This is a genomic window from Enterobacter sp. CPE_E1241 (genome assembly GCF_045618265.1).
Classification (GTDB): domain Bacteria; phylum Pseudomonadota; class Gammaproteobacteria; order Enterobacterales; family Enterobacteriaceae; genus Enterobacter; species Enterobacter adelaidei.
The window spans coordinates 3207719-3224384 of record NZ_JBIWYV010000001.1; the positions used below are offsets into that span (position 1 = coordinate 3207719).

The following is a 16666-nucleotide window of genomic DNA, read 5'->3' on the forward strand; positions in this document are numbered from 1 at the left end:
ATCCCGCCAGTATACGGCTTACCACCAGGCATGAAAATGGTGTACCGGCCCATTACCGTGACCCACCTCCAGAGTATCAGCTTTTGCCAGCGCGGCTGAGAGCCAGGTTTTCGCTTCGCTCACCGTATCGGCCCAGTTATCATGCCGTGGACGTAGCGCCGCCAGCGCGGCAGAGAGCGTGCAGCCGGTACCATGGGTGTTTTTAGTGCGTATGCGTGGCGCCGTGAAACGCCGCTCGCCGTCTCGGGTGAAGAGCCAGTCCGGGCTTTCGGCATCGTCAAGATGACCACCTTTCATCAGCACGGCCCCGCAGCCCATCGCCAGCAGCGCATTCCCCTGCTCTTTCATTTCCCGTTCATTTTGCGCGTGTGTTGCCCCCAACAGTGCCGCAGCCTCCGGCAGATTGGGCGTGATGAGAGCCACCTGTGGCAGTAGCTTTTTACGCAGCGTTTCAACAGCGGAGGCGGAGAGCAATGGATCGCCGCTTTTTGCCAGCATCACGGTATCCAGCACCACGTTTTGTACCTGATAACGTTTAAGTCGCTCAGCCACCGCTTCAACAATATCTGTCTCTGCCAGCATACCGATCTTGGTGGTATCAATTCGCACGTCGCTGAATACGGAATCCAGCTGCGCGGCAACAAAATCCGGTTCAATACGGTAAACCGACTGCACGCCGAGCGTGTTTTGCGCCACCAGCGCGGTAATGACCGAGCATCCGTACGCGCCAAGAGCAGAGAAGGTTTTCAGGTCGGCCTGGATACCCGCGCCGCCGCTGGGATCGGTGCCGGCAATGGTCAGGGCGTTAATGCGTTTCATGCCAGTTCCTCCAGGGTGTAGAGCGCATCCAGGAACATGCTGGCAAAACTGCCCGGGCCACGAGACTGCGCAATGGCTGCCGTTCCGGCTCGCTTCATAAATCCGCACGCGGCGGAGACGTTATCCAGCCTGTCGCCCGGCAGTGAGCAACTCGCCGCCACAACGGCAGAGAGTGCGCACCCGGTTCCCACGACGCACGTCATCAATGGATCGCCGCCGGTAACCGTTCGGGTTCGTTGTCCATCAGTGATGTAATCCACCTCACCGGTGACCACCACAATGGCATTGGTCTGGCGAGCCAGCGCCTGTGCAGCAGGTAACGCGCTGGCTGTGGTGTCAGTCGTATCGACGCCGCGACCACCGGCGCTCATCCCGGCAAGGGCAAGGATTTCAGAAGCATTGCCGCGAATGGCGGCGGGTTTCAGGGCGAGGATTTGATGACAAAAGCGGGTGCGAAACGTCAGAGCGCCCACGGCAACGGGGTCCAGCGTCCAGGGTTTACCCGCAGCTACCGCACTCTCAATCGCCCGACGCATCGCCTGTGCTCGCGGTGAGGTCAGCGTGCCAACGTTTATCAGCAATGCATCGGCGATCGCGGCAAACTGCTCAGCTTCTTCGGCCTCAATTACCATCGCCGGAGAGGCGCCAAGCGCCAGCAGAACGTTGGCAGTAAAGGTCTGTACGACGTCGTTAGTCATACAATGCGTAAGCGGGGAACGGGTTCGGAACTGATGTAAAACGTGTAAATCGAGCAGGTCAGGCTGCATGGGTTCGCTCCTGCCTTGCGTGAAGAAGCGATGACCGGGAAGGCATCTGACTTCCCTACGCTGGCATTATCCAGATCAGGTAATACGGGTATTTCTCAGCCTTCACAAAGAAGGGCACCCCGAGTCATGTAGATTACATTTCTTTATTAATTACCAGCTTAGGGGATGTAGCCTGGCGATGCAAGCTTGCACTTACGTTTATCCTTTCTTCACGCTGTACCTCACCTTGTCCCCCAATTTGTCTCTCACATGAAATCAATAAAATTCTTATTGTTAGTATCTCGCATAACCGTTCCTTTACCCCTTTCCCTCTATCATTACTATCGCTTTGCACTCAGTCACTCGTTGGTGCACCTGCCTTTAATATCTTTTTTGTAATCCTATCAATCTAATTTTTTAATTAAGAGAAATAAAAACATCATTTTTTACAACAATTCAATCACTGATTTATAGCAATCAAAACCCTGTTTTATTCTCGATTAAAAATATTTTTCTCCACGTCAAAGCCCCCTTCATTCAAAAGTTTCTATTAATTCGAAAAGAAGGAACTTTCACAAATATATTAATTAACTTTACTGAATGAGCTTGATTTATACGTTTTACGGACAAAACACATAAATATAATTAATGTATTTATGAAAGCCTGGCATGCATTGGATTTAACGAGGAGATTTATATCTACATGTATTTATTGGTTTTATTTAAAATCACTCGCGTAAGAGTATTTTAGCTTTCAGTGCTTTTAGTGATCCAGGTCAATATCCAAATTTATGTATTACAAGATAGTTACTACACGTTACGAAATAAGTGATTAAACAAAAATCGCTGTAAGTCGCATGAAATCATCTTGATATAACAGGGTGTTATATCTTCCCGCCAGGATAGCGAAATAACCTAATTTACTTTTGTGATAAGAGCTTTTAAATGAAAACTACCGTTAAGACTACTCTGACTGTAATTGTGTTGGGTTCTATGTTGGTTGCTGTAGTACCTGCTAATGCTGATGATATTTACGTCAAAGATACAAGTGGTTTAGGTACACAAGGAACTTACATCCACCTGCAAGGGCAAGATGAAAGCGCAAAAACTTACGATCTTGATGGTATGGCTAGCGTCACACAACTTAACAGCGTTGCATCACATGTTTCTAACCTGGATGCTGATCTTAATAGCACTAAAAATGGTGTTTTGATTGTTCAAAGTGAAGTGGTTCAAAATGCTACAGATATTCAGGCTAACAAAGATGCAATTACGCAAAACAAAGCAGATCAAGATCAGGTTAATAACGCACTCCTGAATCAGAATATTCAGCAAGATGCAAAGATTACAGATAACAGTGACCGGATCACTACCCTGGAAAATGCTCCTAAACCTACTAACGGCGTGGATGGTAAAGATGGGGCTACTGGTACTGCTGGTGCTAATGGTAAAGACGGGAAAGATGGGGCTAACGGTGTAACAACCACCATCACACAAGTAGACACAGCTACACAAGCTAAAGTAGCGGCTAACACTGCTGCTATCTCTTCAACGTCTAACCAGGCTGCTGGCGTGGCTCAAGATCTGCAAGACGCTAAGAAAGTGTTTAGCCAGCAACAAGCCAACACCAACGCACAATTCAAATCATTGCGCGATGAAGTAGACAGTAATAAGAAAGAAGCCCGTTCTGGCGCTGCGAGTGCAATTGCTATTGCTTCCATGCCTCAAGTTGAAGCAGGTCAAAACGTAATGTTCTCTGCTGGCGTAGGTAGCTTTAAAGACGAGCAAGCCGTAAGCGTAGGCGCTTCTTTCCACGCTGGAGCCGCTACAGTTAAAACGGGTGTATCAACTAGCACAAATAATGATTTCGCTCTCGGAGCCGGGGTAGGTTTCGGGTTTTGATTAATGACCTGCCAGCCCTCAAAATGGGGGCTATATAATGAGAAAGAGATGGTAGTACGGGTGATATGGTGCAAAGCACTACTACACAACTTCCTAACGGTAACTATCAAACTAATGTTTATGAGGGTGATAGATCTTATAGCTCAACGTGCTACACCACTCCAGGTGGTAGCTTGATTTGCAACTAAAAAGAAGAGATTAGCTAACCATAGTAAAGCAACAAAATCACACCATGAATTTTAGCTGACTGGCTCTGTCTGATTATACTGATGATAGCGATTATGGCAAAATATGTTTTTCTTTCTGTTGTGTTGTATCTTATTTTGGTTGTAGTAGGTATCTGGATTGGGTTTATGTGGAATAATTTTAGCTGTATATTCTGAGGTGCTTAGTAGGTTTCTACTTTAATCACACAAGACAGGAATGAACAATATTGAAAACATATATTTATTTGTTGGCTATGGTTAGCGTTATTACTGTATGTACTTCTGGTAACTGACCAAAATCCACTACTTATAGTAACTCATCGCCTTCTTCGGGATGTGCAGCATTAGGGATAATGAAAGCATCTAACAATAAAGAAGATTTCAATAAAACCGGGGGTGTCGTTAAGCGAAGAATTAAAGAGGGTAATTTTAATCTAAAAGCAACTGAATGTGAAGAGATAGCTTTAAACACTATAAGTGCATTTAAATTAATATCGGTTGATAGCGTTCTAATCTAAGGTTATGGTAATGAAGAAATTAGTAAATTTAGTATTAGTTGCAAGTATTGCGACTTTCTTATCTGCTTGCTCTTCTCCTGCTCAACGAATGGCTGAATGTGAAGCGAAAGGGATAAGTCGTGATACCTGTTACACCGTAGAGCACAATAGACAAGATTCGATTAATAATGCTGCTCAAAATGCCGTGTATGCTAATGCGCGTGATGCGGCTGCAGGTACTGGTATTTGGGCAAAGAACAGCGGCAAGCACCATAACAATGATTAATTAATACGGGTATCTATCATGAAAAGAGTTTTAATAGTTTTTTTGCTTTCTGTTGCTGCTTTTAACGCCGCCGCTATCAGTGAGCACCATCGAAAAGAACTTGCTAACTCTGGCTGTACGCAAGTAGCTGAGGCCACAGGAAAATGTAACGCTACAGCTTCAACGAAACAAAAAGTTTCTACTCCAGCCAATGAAGCAGATCATGTGATGAACATGTCTATCTCTACTGCTTCTGAGTACCTACTCTCTAAGGGATGGAAACCCAATAACGGAAAATGGCATAAAACAGGTTATACACTTACGTTAATGGTTGAAGATGATAAAGTAGTAAATTCACAGATTTCTAAATAATTGAGGTAATGCTCATAAAAGTAAGCGGCATATTATTTACTTCCATAAATAATTCACATCCTGTAAACCTTTAGTACACCGCTAAAGCTGCTCTTACTTACATCCGAGCATACGAAGGCTGGCTCAACGTTATCGGCAGGTCAATGCAATCCCGGATTTAAGTAGCCCCATTAATATGGGGCTTTATTTTAAATTAAGCTGACCGGCTACCCGTATCCCCCGGTCAAGCTTTACTCCAGCTGCCACGCCCCGCCATGTATAAGCGACGCTCCCCCCGTCCAGGCAAACAATGCCAGCTCACGGCATTCTGCATCAGGATATATGCGGCTGCTGAGGCACGCCTCGCCCTCGTTAACAAACACTTCCACGGAAGAGCAGTCAAAGAACAGGCGCAGGCTGAGCGCGTCGTTCAGGTTAAGCGCGATGCTTCGGGTACCGCGCAGGCCATACTGTGGATAGTCTCGCTCCAGTACCAGGCGCTGCATCTGCGCATCAACATAAACACGTAACCCGCTTCCAAGACGAATGCCGTATTGTTCCGCGCTGCTATTAGCGCAATCCCACTGCAGAATGACCTCCATCGCCTCGCAGTGTTCCACCAGCGTCATCTGCTGATTATTAAGCGTACTTATCGGCCAGGGGAACCACGCCCCGCGCAGGGTTTCAACTTCTTTGGCCGGCCGCATTTGCAGACGGTTATCCGCACTCAGCGTCAGCTCGCGCGGTAAAGAGAGCATGCCAGCCCAACCATCCTCCTGTTCCGGCAGCGGGGACTCCCACATATCCAGCCAGCCAATGACGATGCGGCGGCCATCAGGTGTCAGGAAACTTTGTGGTGCATAGAAATCATGCCCGCGATCCATCTCCACAAACTCACCTTCACGCACAAAGGGCTGACCGGGCTGCCACTCGCCTATCAGATAGCCGCTCTGGAAAAGATTACGATTTTTGTAGCCTTCAGCCACCAGCCCCTGAGGCGAAAACATCAGCACGCGCTTGCCATTGAGAGTGAAAAAGTCCGGGCATTCCCACATATAGCCCATCTCTTGTTCCGCCACCGCGAGTACGCCCAAATCCAGCCACTCGCGCAGATCAGCAGATCGATAAACGCGCACCTGACCCGTCTCGCCATCTCGCGCACCGACAACCATGTACCAGCTATCCCCTTCACGCCACACTTTCGGATCGCGGAAGTGATGCAGGCCTGGTGGCGTATCAACTACCATTCCCTGTCGCTCAAAATGGACACCATCACGGCTGGTTGCAAGACACTGCACCTGATAGAGATTAGCCTCGTCGGGATCGCCGTGGAATTTGTGTCCGGTGTAAATCAGCGCCAGCGTATCGCCATCCACAACCGCCGATCCGGAAAAACAGCCATCCTTGTCTTCGGGCCCTTCCGGCGCCAGTGCAACCGGGAGATGTTCCCAGTGAACTAAATCCTTGCTGCGCGCATGACCCCAGTGCATCGGACCCCATTGGGTCGAGTACGGATGATGTTGATAAAAAGCGTGATACCAGCCGTCAAACCAGACCAGGCCATTCGGGTCGTTCATCCAGCCAGCACGCGCAGCGAGGTGGTAACGCGGATACCAGCGCTGGTTAAGCCCTTCGCGTCTGGACTGCAGTTCCTGTTCTGCTTTCGTGATTGAATACGTCATTTCTTTACTCTTTCGATCAGATGGTTGAAGGTTGCGGCATGAGCGGGTCAGAAGAGGACTTACCCGAGCGCAACAGGAAGATGGAGATAAACGTGGTGCTGAATACCAGTAGCCCCATGATGAGATAGGACTGGGCAAAGCCGTACTTCTCATAGCTGTAGCCTGCCAGCGGCGACAAGACCGAGGCAATCACCGAGCTTGTACAGGCAAAGCCCACCAGATAGAGGGTGGAAGAGAGCCGCTTATCAAAATGCAAACTGTTGTATTTAAAGATTGAGACCAACAACACGGGCAGCTCAACAGCGTGTAATAGCTTGGTAATGGAGATCAATACCGGCCCCTCAACCAGACCCGATGCCACCATACGCATCGCCATCACCATTCCCGCGAAAATCAGACCATTCTTCGCGCCAAGGCGATTCACCAGCCACGGGGCACAAAACATACCAGCCGCCTCAAGGAACACCTGGAAGGAGTTGAGATAGCCGTACATGGCGTTCCCTTCCTGCAACGTCGGGAACTGGGAGGAGAAATAGACCGGGAACTGCTGGTCGTAAACGCCATAAATACAGGTGCCGATAACGAAAAACACCAGCGCCCAGAAGCGCGGCAGCGTCAGCAGCCGCAAGGCGTCTTCCAGCGTGACCTTACCGCCGGACACCGCCTCCTGCATGGCGTGCGGGGCGGAAGAGACCCTGAGACGCGCCAGCAACACAAAAAACACCAGCCCGGCGCAGCTCGCCACCGCGAAGTTCAGCTTCGGGTTAATATTAAACAGGAGCCCCGCAAAAAAGGTTGCCGCCGCCCAGCCAAGCGATCCCCACATCCTCGCCTTGCCGAACTCAAACTGGCTCTGGCGGGCCACGCGCTCGGTATAGGACTCCAGTACCCCTATTCCGCCGTTAAACGTCAGGCCGATATATATCCCGCCGAAAATGCTGCCGAGTAAAACGTTAACCTGCAGCAGATAACCAAATAACAAAAAAGCCGGACCAGAAAGAATGAGCAGACAAGTCAGAAACCAGAGCAGGTTTTTACGCAGACCGAGTTTGTCCTGAATGAATCCATAGCAGATTTGAGCAAAAAGTGCGGAGACGGAAAGCACGGCATAGATAACGCCGGTATCCCCCGCTTTTAAGCCCACTTCCTGATGAAGCCAGATGGAGAGCAACGAGCCTGAAGATGACCAGGTGACAAAAAAGAAAAACAGTAATGCGCTCAGTAAAGGGTAGCTGTGAGAGTGATGCGTTTTCATCATGACATTCTCATGTTGGAGTAATGACTCAATGGTAACGTTAACATCATTTCTTTCTCATGCTGTTTGGCTAAGATTTAAGATGTTAATCACGAAAGTTAACGTTAACATTAAAAGAATGAGATCGCGATCAAATATTCATCACTGAGGTAAGCATGACCAGGCCTGGGCATCAGCCTTCCTTTTACATCAGCGACTTAGTTGTATACCCTCTCACACAGAGCACTAACGGAGTAAGAAAATGGCTTCCCTGAAGGACGTCGCAAAGCTGGCTAACGTATCGCTGATGACGGTTTCCCGCGCGCTTAACAGCCCGGAGCGCCTTAAACCGGAAACGCTGGCGCGCGTTCAGTTGGCTATCGAGCAGACCAGCTACGTGCCTGACCTGTCCGCCAAGAAAATACGCGGTGCGCATGCCTCGCCTAAAACCATAGGCGTACTGGCGCTCGATACGGTGACGACACCTTTCTCGGTAGAGATTACGCTGTCCATTGAAGAGACGGCCCGGATGCACGGCTGGAACAGCTTCGTGATGAATATGTTTACCGATGACAACCCGGACGCCATTGTCGACCTTCTCCTCTCTCATCGGCCTGACGGGATTATCTACACCACCATGGGGTTACGTCAGGTTCCTCTCCCGGCCAAACTCCTCACCCTTCCCTGCGTGCTGGCTAACTGCGAAAGTATCAATGAAAAAGTTGCCAGCTACATCCCTGATGATGAACAGGGACAGTACACTGCCGTGCATGCGTTACTCGCCGAGGGTTATCGACAGCCCCTGTGCCTGCATTTACCCGTGGACCATCTGGCCACAACCCGACGCCGTCAGGGGCTGGAACGTGCATGCTATGAAGCTGGGCTCGACCCGAACAGTCTGGAACATAGCTATATGGCGTTCGGGGACGAGCACTATCGTGACATTCCGTCAGTTTTGCTGGCGCACATTCAGAACGGCATTCCCCGATTCGACTCCGTTATCTGCGGCAACGATCGTATCGCATTGATGGTGTACCAGACGCTACTGGCTCAAGGGCTTCGCATCCCACAAGATATTGCGGTTATCGGTTATGACAATATGGTGGGCATTGGAGAACTCTTTCTCCCCCCTCTTTCAACGGTTCAACTGCCACATTATGAAATTGGACGTCTGAGTGCCCTGCATATTATTAAAGGTGAAAACCATCGGGAAACAACGCGTGTTGAAAGTCCATTTTTAATGCGCGATTCCGTTGCGCATCTATAGAGACCAGGGATTTTTGCATATCGTGGTGGCAAGGAGGTCGTATACCTTCTTTTATGTCAGCGAATGGCACGATTTGTCACACTCTTTTTTCTGCTTTTACACTCCAGGCCGACTGCACATAACCGGCTGTTTTACTTTGTAATAAAGTGCAATTTTCTTTCAGAAAAGAGGGATATTCCCTCCCCTGTGCCCCATGTCACAAAACAGTAAACAAATTAACCATTGAGCCCCGTGGCAAAAGGCTCTATATTGGCGGCGTTTTTTTCAGGCCCCCATCTGTTTTTTAACTTTTTATTCAATCGTGGCTCATAACGAAGCGGCGGTTGTAGGAGTGATATGATGACGGATAAAGTCCGTATTGACACCGTAGATGCCCACAAAAGCAACGAAACCTATCTGGCCCGTCAGGCCGAGTTTGAATCTAACGTCAGGAGTTATCCGCGCAAACTGCCTTTAGCCATCACTAAAGCAGAAGGCGTGTGGATCACCGATGCAGATAATAAAGAATACCTTGACTGTTTAGCAGGCGCAGGGACCCTTGCGCTTGGCCATAACCATCCTGATGTGCTGAAAAGCATCCAAAATGTCATTACCAGCGGCTTGCCGTTACATACCCTGGATCTGACTACGCCTCTGAAAGACGCGTTTTCAGAATACCTGCTCTCTCTGCTGCCAGGTCAGGGCAAAGAGTACTGCCTGCAGTTCACCGGTCCATCCGGTGCTGACGCCGTGGAAGCGGCGCTGAAACTGGCGAAAAAAGTCACCGGCCGTAGCGGTATCATCAGCTTCTCTGGTGGTTACCACGGTATGACCCACGGCGCACTGTCCGTGACCGGCAACCTGTCTCCGAAAGAAGCGGTTGACGGTATGATGCCAGAAGTACAGTTCATGCCTTACCCGCACGAATACCGTTGCCCGCTGGGTATCGGTGGTGAAGCGGGCGTGAAAGCGCTGACCTACTACTTCGAAAACCTGATTAACGACGTGGAAAGTGGCGTGCGCAAACCTGCAGCCGTCATTCTGGAAGCCGTTCAGGGTGAAGGCGGCGTGAACCCGGCTCCAGTTGAGTGGCTGCAGCGTATCCGCAAAGTGACTCAGGAACACGGCATTCTGCTGATCCTCGACGAAGTGCAGGCTGGCTTTGCGCGTACCGGTAAATTCTTCGCCTTCGAACACGCTGGCATCGAGCCAGACATCATCGTGATGTCTAAAGCTGTAGGTGGCGGTCTGCCACTGGCTGTGCTCGGTATCAAAAAGCAGTTCGATGCATGGGCTCCAGGTCACCACACCGGTACCTTCCGCGGCAACCAGCTGGCGATGGCAACCGGTCTGACCACGCTGAAAATCCTGAAAGATCAGAACATCGCAGGCAAAGTGGCCGCACAGGGCGAATGGCTGAAAGGCCAGCTGAAAGAGATGGCGAAGCGCTATCCGGTAATCGGCCACGTTCGCGGTCTGGGCATGATGATCGGTATCGAGATCGTTAAGCCAAACGAAGCTGCTGACCACATGGGTTGCTTCCCGGGTGATGGCGAGCTGTCTGCCCTGATTCAGAAGAAGTGCTTCGAAGCCGGTCTGATTCTGGAGCGTGGTGGTCGCAACGGTATCGTTCTGCGTCTGCTGCCTTCCCTGCTGATCAGCGATGAAGAGCTGAAAATCTTCCTGGATAAATTCGAGCAGGCACTGCTTGCTGCGGGCGTTCGCCCGGCGTAACCGGAGTAGTTGAACACGATGTCAGATTCAAACCCAATTTTGTTCTCCTCTGCACAGAGCATTGAAGCTTACCAGCAGGCGATTGAACAAAGCACTCAGGCCGTGATGCAGTGGCTGAAACAGCCTGAGATGTACCAGGGCAAAACGGTCGCGGAACTGCGCGACCGTATTAAGCTGGATTTCAACCCGAAAGGGCTGGGCAACGAAGCGGCAATTGAACGCGCCGTGGAGTTCTTCCTGAAAGACAGTTTGTCCGTTCATCACCCACAGTGTGTGGCGCACCTGCACTGCCCAAGCCTGGTCGTAAGCCAGGCGGCAGAAGTGCTGATCAACGCCACTAACCAGAGTATGGACTCCTGGGATCAAAGCCCGTCCGCAACCATCATTGAGATCAAACTGATCGAATGGCTGCGTACCCGCGTGGGTTATCAGGCTGGCGACGCAGGTGTCTTCACCAGCGGTGGCACCCAGAGCAACCTGATGGGTCTGATGCTGGCTCGTGATGCGTTCTTCGCGCGTCAGGGCCACTCCGTTCAGCAGGATGGCCTGACGGGCGATCTGCGTAAGATCCGCGTACTGTGCTCAGAAAACGCGCACTTCTCCGTGCAGAAAAACATGGCGCTGATGGGTCTGGGTTACCAGTCCGTGGTGCAGGTGAAAACGGACGAATTCTCGCGCATGGATCTGACCGATCTGGCGGCGAAAATCGAACAGTGCAACGCGAATGGCGAACAGATCCTGGCGATTGTCGCGACAGCAGGGACCACCGATGCCGGTGCTATTGACCCTCTGCGTGCTATTGCTGAGCTGGCGGCGAAGCAGAATATCTGGGTACACGTTGATGCGGCATGGGGCGGCGCGCTGCTGATGTCTGAGCAGTATCGTCACTACCTGGACGGCATTGAACTGGTGGATTCCGTTACTCTGGACTTCCACAAGCAGTTCTTCCAGACCATCAGCTGCGGTGCTTTCCTGCTGAAAGAAGCACGCCACTATGAACTGATGCGCTATCAGGCGGCTTACCTGAACTCTGAGTTCGACGAAGAAGCGGGCGTGCCTAACCTGGTGTCCAAATCGCTGCAGACCACGCGCCGTTTCGACGCGCTGAAGCTGTGGATGAGCCTGGAAGCGCTGGGTCAGGAGCAATACGCAGCGATCATCGATCACGGCGTGACGCTGGCACAGCAGGTTGCGGCTTATGTGCAAGAGCAGCCTGCTCTGGAACTGGTTATGCAACCGCAGCTGGCAAGCGTACTGTTCCGCTTCCGCGGACAGGTGCAGACCGATGAAGCGGGTATCGCCCTGCTGAACCAGAAAATTGGTGATGCGCTGCTGGAATCCGGCCGTGCAAACGTCGGCGTGACTGAGCATAACGGTGTCACTTGCCTGAAGCTGACGCTGTTGAACCCAACCGTGACGCTGGAAGATATTAAAATCCTGCTGTCTCTGGTTGAGCGCACCGCTCAGGAAGTTCTGGCGAAGTAATACAAAACCCCTCTTCCACAAGGAGAGGGGTTATTTTTATACCCCTGCCCACCACATTCTGGCTTTTAATCCCCAGTAACTCGTCCACCCCGTAGTCGTGCTGACAACGTCCCCCTTCGACACAATGACCAGCGTCGGCGTTACGCTTACCTGCCATTCCTGCGACAGCGCGCCGTTTTCATCGTTTATCACCGGCATTTTCAGCTGTTTCTTTTCAACCCAGCGCGCAAGCTTTGCGTCATCACCGGAACGCATGGCAATACTCACCACATTGCCACCCTCTTCTGCCAGCTTATTGACTGCAGGCGTGGTATAACGGCAGATGCTGCACCAGGTGGCCCAGACGTAAATCAGCAGCGGTCGGTCCTGACTGAGCGCCGCAATGTCGTGCATCGTGCCATCAATCCCCTGCATCGGAGTTGCACTAAACGTGGCAGGTAATGTCGGCTTGCGGTACTGATCCACACCCCACATCACGGCCAGCGCCAGCAGAACGAGTACGATCCGTTCCCGCGCCCAGCGGCGCAGTTTGCTGAATTTGCGGTTTTCCATTATGACCTCGAGAGTTAACGAAGGTCATCTTAGCGAGCTATGCGTCGTTTCGCTGTAAAGAAGTGTCGCGAGTGTACCGCTTTGCCACGCTGGTAAAACTTTAATCCTTGCGCGGTTGCCGTGTCGTGCTATGGCCATATTCGTATTGACCATAGCCTGAGTGGTAATACAGAGCTGCTGACTTCACCACGTCGTTCAGCACGGTCCCTTTTATGCACGCCCCCATTTGTTGCAGGCGCTTGATGCAGTTCTCCATCTCTTTCAGGCTGGTCTTGCCAAAGCGAGCAACCAGCAATGAAGTTGCAGCCACCCTGACTGCCACTGCGGCATCGGTAACAGCCAACACCGGCGGGGTATCAAGGATCACAAGGTCATAATGTTCATCTGCCCACGTCATTAACACTCTGAAGCGATCGCTCATCAGCAGTTCTGAAGGTTGCGATGGAACCGGCCCACAGGTCAGCACATCAATATTGCCTTTTTCATAGCGCTGAATCGCCTCCTGACACGCACATTTTCCGTCAAGCACCCCGGAAAGTCCGGTGTGGTTTTTTAAACCGAATACGTTATGGACATATCCCTCACGCATATCCGCGTCAATGAATAACACCCTGAGCCCGGCCTGTGCCTCAATCGCAGCCAGTGAGGTGCTGACCAGCGTTTTTCCGCAGTCCTGCGTCGGGCCAGAAATCATGACGATCCGGTTAGCGGCATCCTGCAACGTGAAATGCAAGCTGGTGCGTAACCCCCGCACAGCCTCAACAAAAATATCTGCGGGCCGGTCAACAGGCAGGAAAGGCACATCGGTAATCGTGTGACTCCAGCGCGAGCCAAATACTCTTTTCCTGTGCAGGTGCGTTTTTTTCCACAGCCACATCGAACGCGGCAAGGTAGCCATCACCTGAACTCCCAGCCCTTCAAGCTGCTCGGCGGTGTTGAGACCATGTCTGAGCGCAATGCGAACCAGCACCAGCCCCATTGAGAATATCAACCCCAGCAGGGCACCAAAAACAATAATCAGCGGCTTTCGCGGTTTAACAGGATCAGGTTGCGTCACAGCGCTGTCGATAATTCGCACGTTACCGATGGCGTTGGAACGTGAGATGTTCAACTCTTGCTGACGTGTGAGTAGCTGCAGGTAGATTGTCCGACCTGACTCCACATCCCGACTGAGGCGCAAAATGTCCTGTTGAGTCGAAGGCATGGCTGAGACACGCTGATTCAGGCGAACTTTCTCCTGTACCAGCGTCTGGCGTTTTTCACGCAATGCGCGGTAATTCGGGTGATCTTTCTTGAAGAGTTGAGAAATCTCCGCCTCACGAAACGTCAACTCGTTAAGCTGGTTTTCGATATTAACAATCTGTTCAAGAACCGATTTCGCTTCCAGTGAAAGATCGACCGAGTCACGCTGTTTGCGATACTGATTCAGCCGCTCTTCGGCCTGCTCGAGCTCGATTCTGATTTTAGGTAACTGCTGCTGTAAAAACGCAAGGCTTCGCGAATCCTGCGCTTCCTGACGGGCAATATTTTGCTGCAGGTAATTGTTGGCAATACGGTTGAGCACATGGGCAATACGATCAGGATCGTTGCCGGTCAGGGTGAGCGTCATTACTCCACTCTGTTTTGCCGATTCAACTACGCTAAATTGGTTGCTCAGCGCATTGATTGCCTCCAGACGGGAACAGGTTTGTAGCGTGAATTGCGTGCCCGTTGGGGCATTCAGTTTCGCCACCAGCAGGGAAATCCCATCTTTTTCAAAAGGTTTTCCCTCCCTACCCTCAGCATAAAAATTGTCGCCTTCCAGCCGGTATGCGCCTTTTTCCAGCACCGTGAGCAAAAGGGATCGTGGTTTTCCATCAACAAGTGGCAGTTGTAACCAACCAAGGGCGATCGTCGCTGGCTTACGGCCCTGCAACTGCGCCCACAACTGCCCTACGACAGGGAAAGTACGCCACGTCACGTGCTGCGTTAAACCTAATTCATCAACGGTAGCGCCCAGGATCATGCGCGATTTAAGCAGGAGTATTTCGGGTTCCACATCGGGAGACATCTCATTACCAAACTGTCTTAAATTTTTGAGCAGGCTATTATCCTGCTTTCCTTCCACCTGAATTAAGGCATCCGCGCGGTATACGGGCGTGGCCAAAAAAGCATACAGGCCTGCCAGCAAGGTAAAAATGACAGTCATCGATAAAATGACTGCACGATGATCGATCATTTCGCCGAGTAGACGAATGAGATCAATTTCATGATTTTCCGGTGTTGTGGCACCGTAACTGCCTGTTGTGTAAGACGACATTAACGCTTTATTCCTTGTTGACTCAATCGATGAGCCCATTCCTGGCTGGCTTTGCCCAGCAGTCCGAAAACATAGTCGAATGCTTCACGGCTTTTACGATAGGGATCGGGGATGTCCTGCGGCTCCAGCCATTGCCCAAAGAGCAGCGATTTGCCGCGAATTTCCGGGGCTATGGCAGAGATAAAGCGAAGATGAGCAGGTTCCATCACCAGAATAAGATCCGATTCCCGCATGATCTGCGGAGTTAATTTGCGCGCGCGATGTTCACCGAGTGAGAGCCCATGTCGCCCGGCCACGTCCTGAGCGTGGATATCCGCCGGGCTTCCTTCCAGCCCAAATATGCCTGCCGAGGTGATCTGTTTTCCCGGTAGCAACTGGCGTAACAACTGCTCTCCAATCGGTGAGCGACAAATATTGCCGGTGCAAACCACTAAGATGGAATCGAACATTATTGCGGCCACGATCTGATGTAACGGACCGTTTCGGTCAGATCATGAACACCGCTGATGGTCGGCACGAGCTGAGTAATGACGCGATTCCAGCGCGACAGCGGAGCCGTGGTGACATAAACAATGTCGTAGGGTTCAAGCTGGAATTCGGTGCCCAACACCATCGCAGAGGCATCCTGCGCATTAAGCTGATAAATGTTGGCGATTTTTCCCGCATTGTTGCCTTTAGCAATGGAGCGAATGACAAAAATACCCGTCGCATCGGCCATGTCCTGGTTCAACCCGCCCGCATTGCTCAGCGCTTCGGCAAGGGTCATCCCACTCCTGTCCATCTTCAGCGTGCTCTGCTTAATCACTTCCCCCATCACAAAGACTTTCAGTGCGTCATTGCGTGGAACAAAAAGAATATCGCCCGGGTAGAGCAGCTTATTTTGCGTCAGGTCGCCGTGCTGCATCAGCGCGTACAGAGAGAGGTGTAAATCTTTCCCCTCGTGAGTGAGAACCACATTGCGCCAGTCAGCGTCAGCAGAAAGCCCACCCGCCGCGTTGACGGCATCCATAACCGTCATTGGAATATTGGTGATAGCCTGCTGGCCAGATTTGGCGACTTCGCCAGTGACATAAGCTTTTTGCGAGCGGAAGGACGCCACGCTGACATCCACCTGCGGGCTTTCGATAACGCTCTCCAGTCGTGTGGCGATCTCCTCTCTCACTTCAGAGACCGTTTTTCCCGCCACAGTGACTTTTCCGACATAGGGATAAAAGAGGGTACCATCCGCGTTCACCCAGTTACCGGCATCACTGGCACTACGATATTGCCCAGCCGGTGTTGTCAGTTCAGGGTGATCCCAAACGGTAACGGTTAAAACATCACCTGCTCCAATGCGGTACTCCCAGTTTCTGAGTTGCTCATCCAGCTTAGGATTTGGCTGAGATTTCACGACGGCAGGACGTAATTTTTCAATCAGGGAAGGGGTAAGTGGATAAAGATCCACACGCTTATCAACATTATTATATTCATCACCCGTCGTGATGATATTTTTCCCTGATGAGCTTAATGCTTGCCCGGGAGAAAATACACAGCCAGTCAACTGACTTATCGCTAAGAATATTACAAATAGTGTAGTTGTGTTTTTCATTAAAATTAATTTATGATTCATGAGCACAACAAACGTATAACAGAAAATTCAGAAAGAATT

The 16666-nt window shown here is 50.9% G+C and carries 14 protein-coding genes and 1 riboswitch; of the genes, 6 read left to right on the forward strand and 8 right to left on the reverse strand.

Annotation, left to right across the window (positions count from 1 at the left end; all coding sequences use genetic code 11):
- Nucleotides 1-18 precede the first annotated feature (18 nt).
- Both thiD and thiM read right to left on the reverse strand, forming a co-directional pair.
- Complete coding sequence (thiD, locus tag ACJ9Y9_RS15755) at nt 19-819, reverse strand: bifunctional hydroxymethylpyrimidine kinase/phosphomethylpyrimidine kinase (RefSeq protein ID WP_028016343.1); 801 nt, start codon at nt 817-819, stop codon at nt 19-21.
- Nucleotides 816-1586, reverse strand: a complete 771-nt coding sequence (thiM, locus tag ACJ9Y9_RS15760; protein ID WP_028016342.1) for a hydroxyethylthiazole kinase — start codon at nt 1584-1586, stop codon at nt 816-818. The genes thiD and thiM overlap by 4 nt, the downstream gene beginning before the upstream one ends.
- Before the next feature lie 35 nt (nt 1587-1621).
- A riboswitch (TPP riboswitch) is annotated at nt 1622-1718 on the reverse strand.
- Between the two features lie 792 nt (nt 1719-2510).
- Between thiM and ACJ9Y9_RS15765 the strand changes: the two genes are divergently transcribed.
- The 3 genes from ACJ9Y9_RS15765 (at nt 2511) to ACJ9Y9_RS15775 (ending at nt 4807) form a co-directional block, all read left to right on the forward strand.
- Nucleotides 2511-3467: a YadA C-terminal domain-containing protein gene (locus ACJ9Y9_RS15765; protein WP_050482904.1), complete on the forward strand. Its 957-nt coding sequence runs from the start codon at nt 2511-2513 to the stop codon at nt 3465-3467.
- Nucleotides 3468-4201: 734 nt separating this feature from the next.
- Nucleotides 4202-4456 carry a hypothetical protein gene (locus ACJ9Y9_RS15770; protein ID WP_072032677.1) on the forward strand — a complete coding sequence of 85 codons (255 nt, stop codon included), beginning with the start codon at nt 4202-4204 and terminating at the stop codon, nt 4454-4456.
- Between the two features lie 18 nt (nt 4457-4474).
- Nucleotides 4475-4807 carry a hypothetical protein gene (locus ACJ9Y9_RS15775; protein WP_133175286.1) on the forward strand — a complete coding sequence of 111 codons (333 nt, stop codon included), beginning with the start codon at nt 4475-4477 and terminating at the stop codon, nt 4805-4807.
- A 230-nt stretch (nt 4808-5037) separates the two neighbouring features.
- Here the strand turns inward: ACJ9Y9_RS15775 and ACJ9Y9_RS15780 are convergent, their stop codons facing one another.
- Nucleotides 5038-6468 carry a glycoside hydrolase family 32 protein gene (locus tag ACJ9Y9_RS15780; protein ID WP_028016341.1) on the reverse strand — a complete coding sequence of 477 codons (1431 nt, stop codon included), beginning with the start codon at nt 6466-6468 and terminating at the stop codon, nt 5038-5040.
- A gap of 16 nt (nt 6469-6484) precedes the next feature.
- Entirely contained in the window at nt 6485-7726 is a 1242-nt protein-coding gene (locus ACJ9Y9_RS15785; protein ID WP_028016340.1) for an MFS transporter, read from the reverse strand.
- A 238-nt stretch (nt 7727-7964) separates the two neighbouring features.
- On the opposite strand from ACJ9Y9_RS15785, the gene ACJ9Y9_RS15790 reads away from it, so the two are divergent.
- From ACJ9Y9_RS15790 to ACJ9Y9_RS15800, 3 genes are all read left to right on the forward strand, one after another.
- Entirely contained in the window at nt 7965-8969 is a 1005-nt protein-coding gene (locus tag ACJ9Y9_RS15790; RefSeq protein ID WP_028016339.1) for a LacI family DNA-binding transcriptional regulator, read from the forward strand.
- 336 nt (nt 8970-9305) lie between these two features.
- A complete protein-coding gene (locus ACJ9Y9_RS15795; protein ID WP_028016338.1) occupies nt 9306-10682 on the forward strand; it encodes a diaminobutyrate--2-oxoglutarate transaminase in 1377 nt (458 codons plus the stop codon).
- A gap of 18 nt (nt 10683-10700) precedes the next feature.
- Entirely contained in the window at nt 10701-12167 is a 1467-nt protein-coding gene (locus ACJ9Y9_RS15800; RefSeq protein ID WP_028016337.1) for an aspartate aminotransferase family protein, read from the forward strand.
- Between the two features lie 36 nt (nt 12168-12203).
- Here the strand turns inward: ACJ9Y9_RS15800 and ACJ9Y9_RS15805 are convergent, their stop codons facing one another.
- The 4 genes from ACJ9Y9_RS15805 to ACJ9Y9_RS15820 form a co-directional block, all read right to left on the reverse strand.
- Nucleotides 12204-12719, reverse strand: a complete 516-nt coding sequence (locus ACJ9Y9_RS15805; protein WP_028016336.1) for a protein disulfide oxidoreductase — start codon at nt 12717-12719, stop codon at nt 12204-12206.
- A gap of 100 nt (nt 12720-12819) precedes the next feature.
- Complete coding sequence (gene etk, locus ACJ9Y9_RS15810) at nt 12820-15018, reverse strand: tyrosine-protein kinase (RefSeq protein WP_028016335.1); 2199 nt, start codon at nt 15016-15018, stop codon at nt 12820-12822.
- A complete protein-coding gene (locus ACJ9Y9_RS15815; RefSeq protein WP_028016334.1) occupies nt 15018-15467 on the reverse strand; it encodes a protein-tyrosine-phosphatase in 450 nt (149 codons plus the stop codon). The genes etk and ACJ9Y9_RS15815 overlap by 1 nt, the downstream gene beginning before the upstream one ends.
- Entirely contained in the window at nt 15467-16606 is a 1140-nt protein-coding gene (locus ACJ9Y9_RS15820) for a polysaccharide export protein (protein WP_028016333.1), read from the reverse strand. The genes ACJ9Y9_RS15815 and ACJ9Y9_RS15820 overlap by 1 nt, the downstream gene beginning before the upstream one ends.
- Nucleotides 16607-16666 lie beyond the last annotated feature (60 nt).

Bases quoted from the DNA above. Each gene is read 5' to 3' on its own strand.
- thiD (WP_028016343.1), bottom strand. From the start codon at position 819: ATGAAACGCATTAACGCCCTGACCATTGCCGGCACCGATCCCAGCGGC.
- thiM (WP_028016342.1), bottom strand. From the start codon at position 1,586: ATGCAGCCTGACCTGCTCGATTTACACGTTTTACATCAGTTCCGAACC.
- ACJ9Y9_RS15765 (WP_050482904.1), top strand. From the start codon at position 2,511: ATGAAAACTACCGTTAAGACTACTCTGACTGTAATTGTGTTGGGTTCT.
- ACJ9Y9_RS15770 (WP_072032677.1), top strand. From the start codon at position 4,202: ATGAAGAAATTAGTAAATTTAGTATTAGTTGCAAGTATTGCGACTTTC.
- ACJ9Y9_RS15775 (WP_133175286.1), top strand. From the start codon at position 4,475: ATGAAAAGAGTTTTAATAGTTTTTTTGCTTTCTGTTGCTGCTTTTAAC.
- ACJ9Y9_RS15780 (WP_028016341.1), bottom strand. From the start codon at position 6,468: ATGACGTATTCAATCACGAAAGCAGAACAGGAACTGCAGTCCAGACGC.
- ACJ9Y9_RS15785 (WP_028016340.1), bottom strand. From the start codon at position 7,726: ATGATGAAAACGCATCACTCTCACAGCTACCCTTTACTGAGCGCATTA.
- ACJ9Y9_RS15790 (WP_028016339.1), top strand. From the start codon at position 7,965: ATGGCTTCCCTGAAGGACGTCGCAAAGCTGGCTAACGTATCGCTGATG.
- ACJ9Y9_RS15795 (WP_028016338.1), top strand. From the start codon at position 9,306: ATGATGACGGATAAAGTCCGTATTGACACCGTAGATGCCCACAAAAGC.
- ACJ9Y9_RS15800 (WP_028016337.1), top strand. From the start codon at position 10,701: ATGTCAGATTCAAACCCAATTTTGTTCTCCTCTGCACAGAGCATTGAA.
- ACJ9Y9_RS15805 (WP_028016336.1), bottom strand. From the start codon at position 12,719: ATGGAAAACCGCAAATTCAGCAAACTGCGCCGCTGGGCGCGGGAACGG.
- etk (WP_028016335.1), bottom strand. From the start codon at position 15,018: ATGTCGTCTTACACAACAGGCAGTTACGGTGCCACAACACCGGAAAAT.
- ACJ9Y9_RS15815 (WP_028016334.1), bottom strand. From the start codon at position 15,467: ATGTTCGATTCCATCTTAGTGGTTTGCACCGGCAATATTTGTCGCTCA.
- ACJ9Y9_RS15820 (WP_028016333.1), bottom strand. From the start codon at position 16,606: ATGAAAAACACAACTACACTATTTGTAATATTCTTAGCGATAAGTCAG.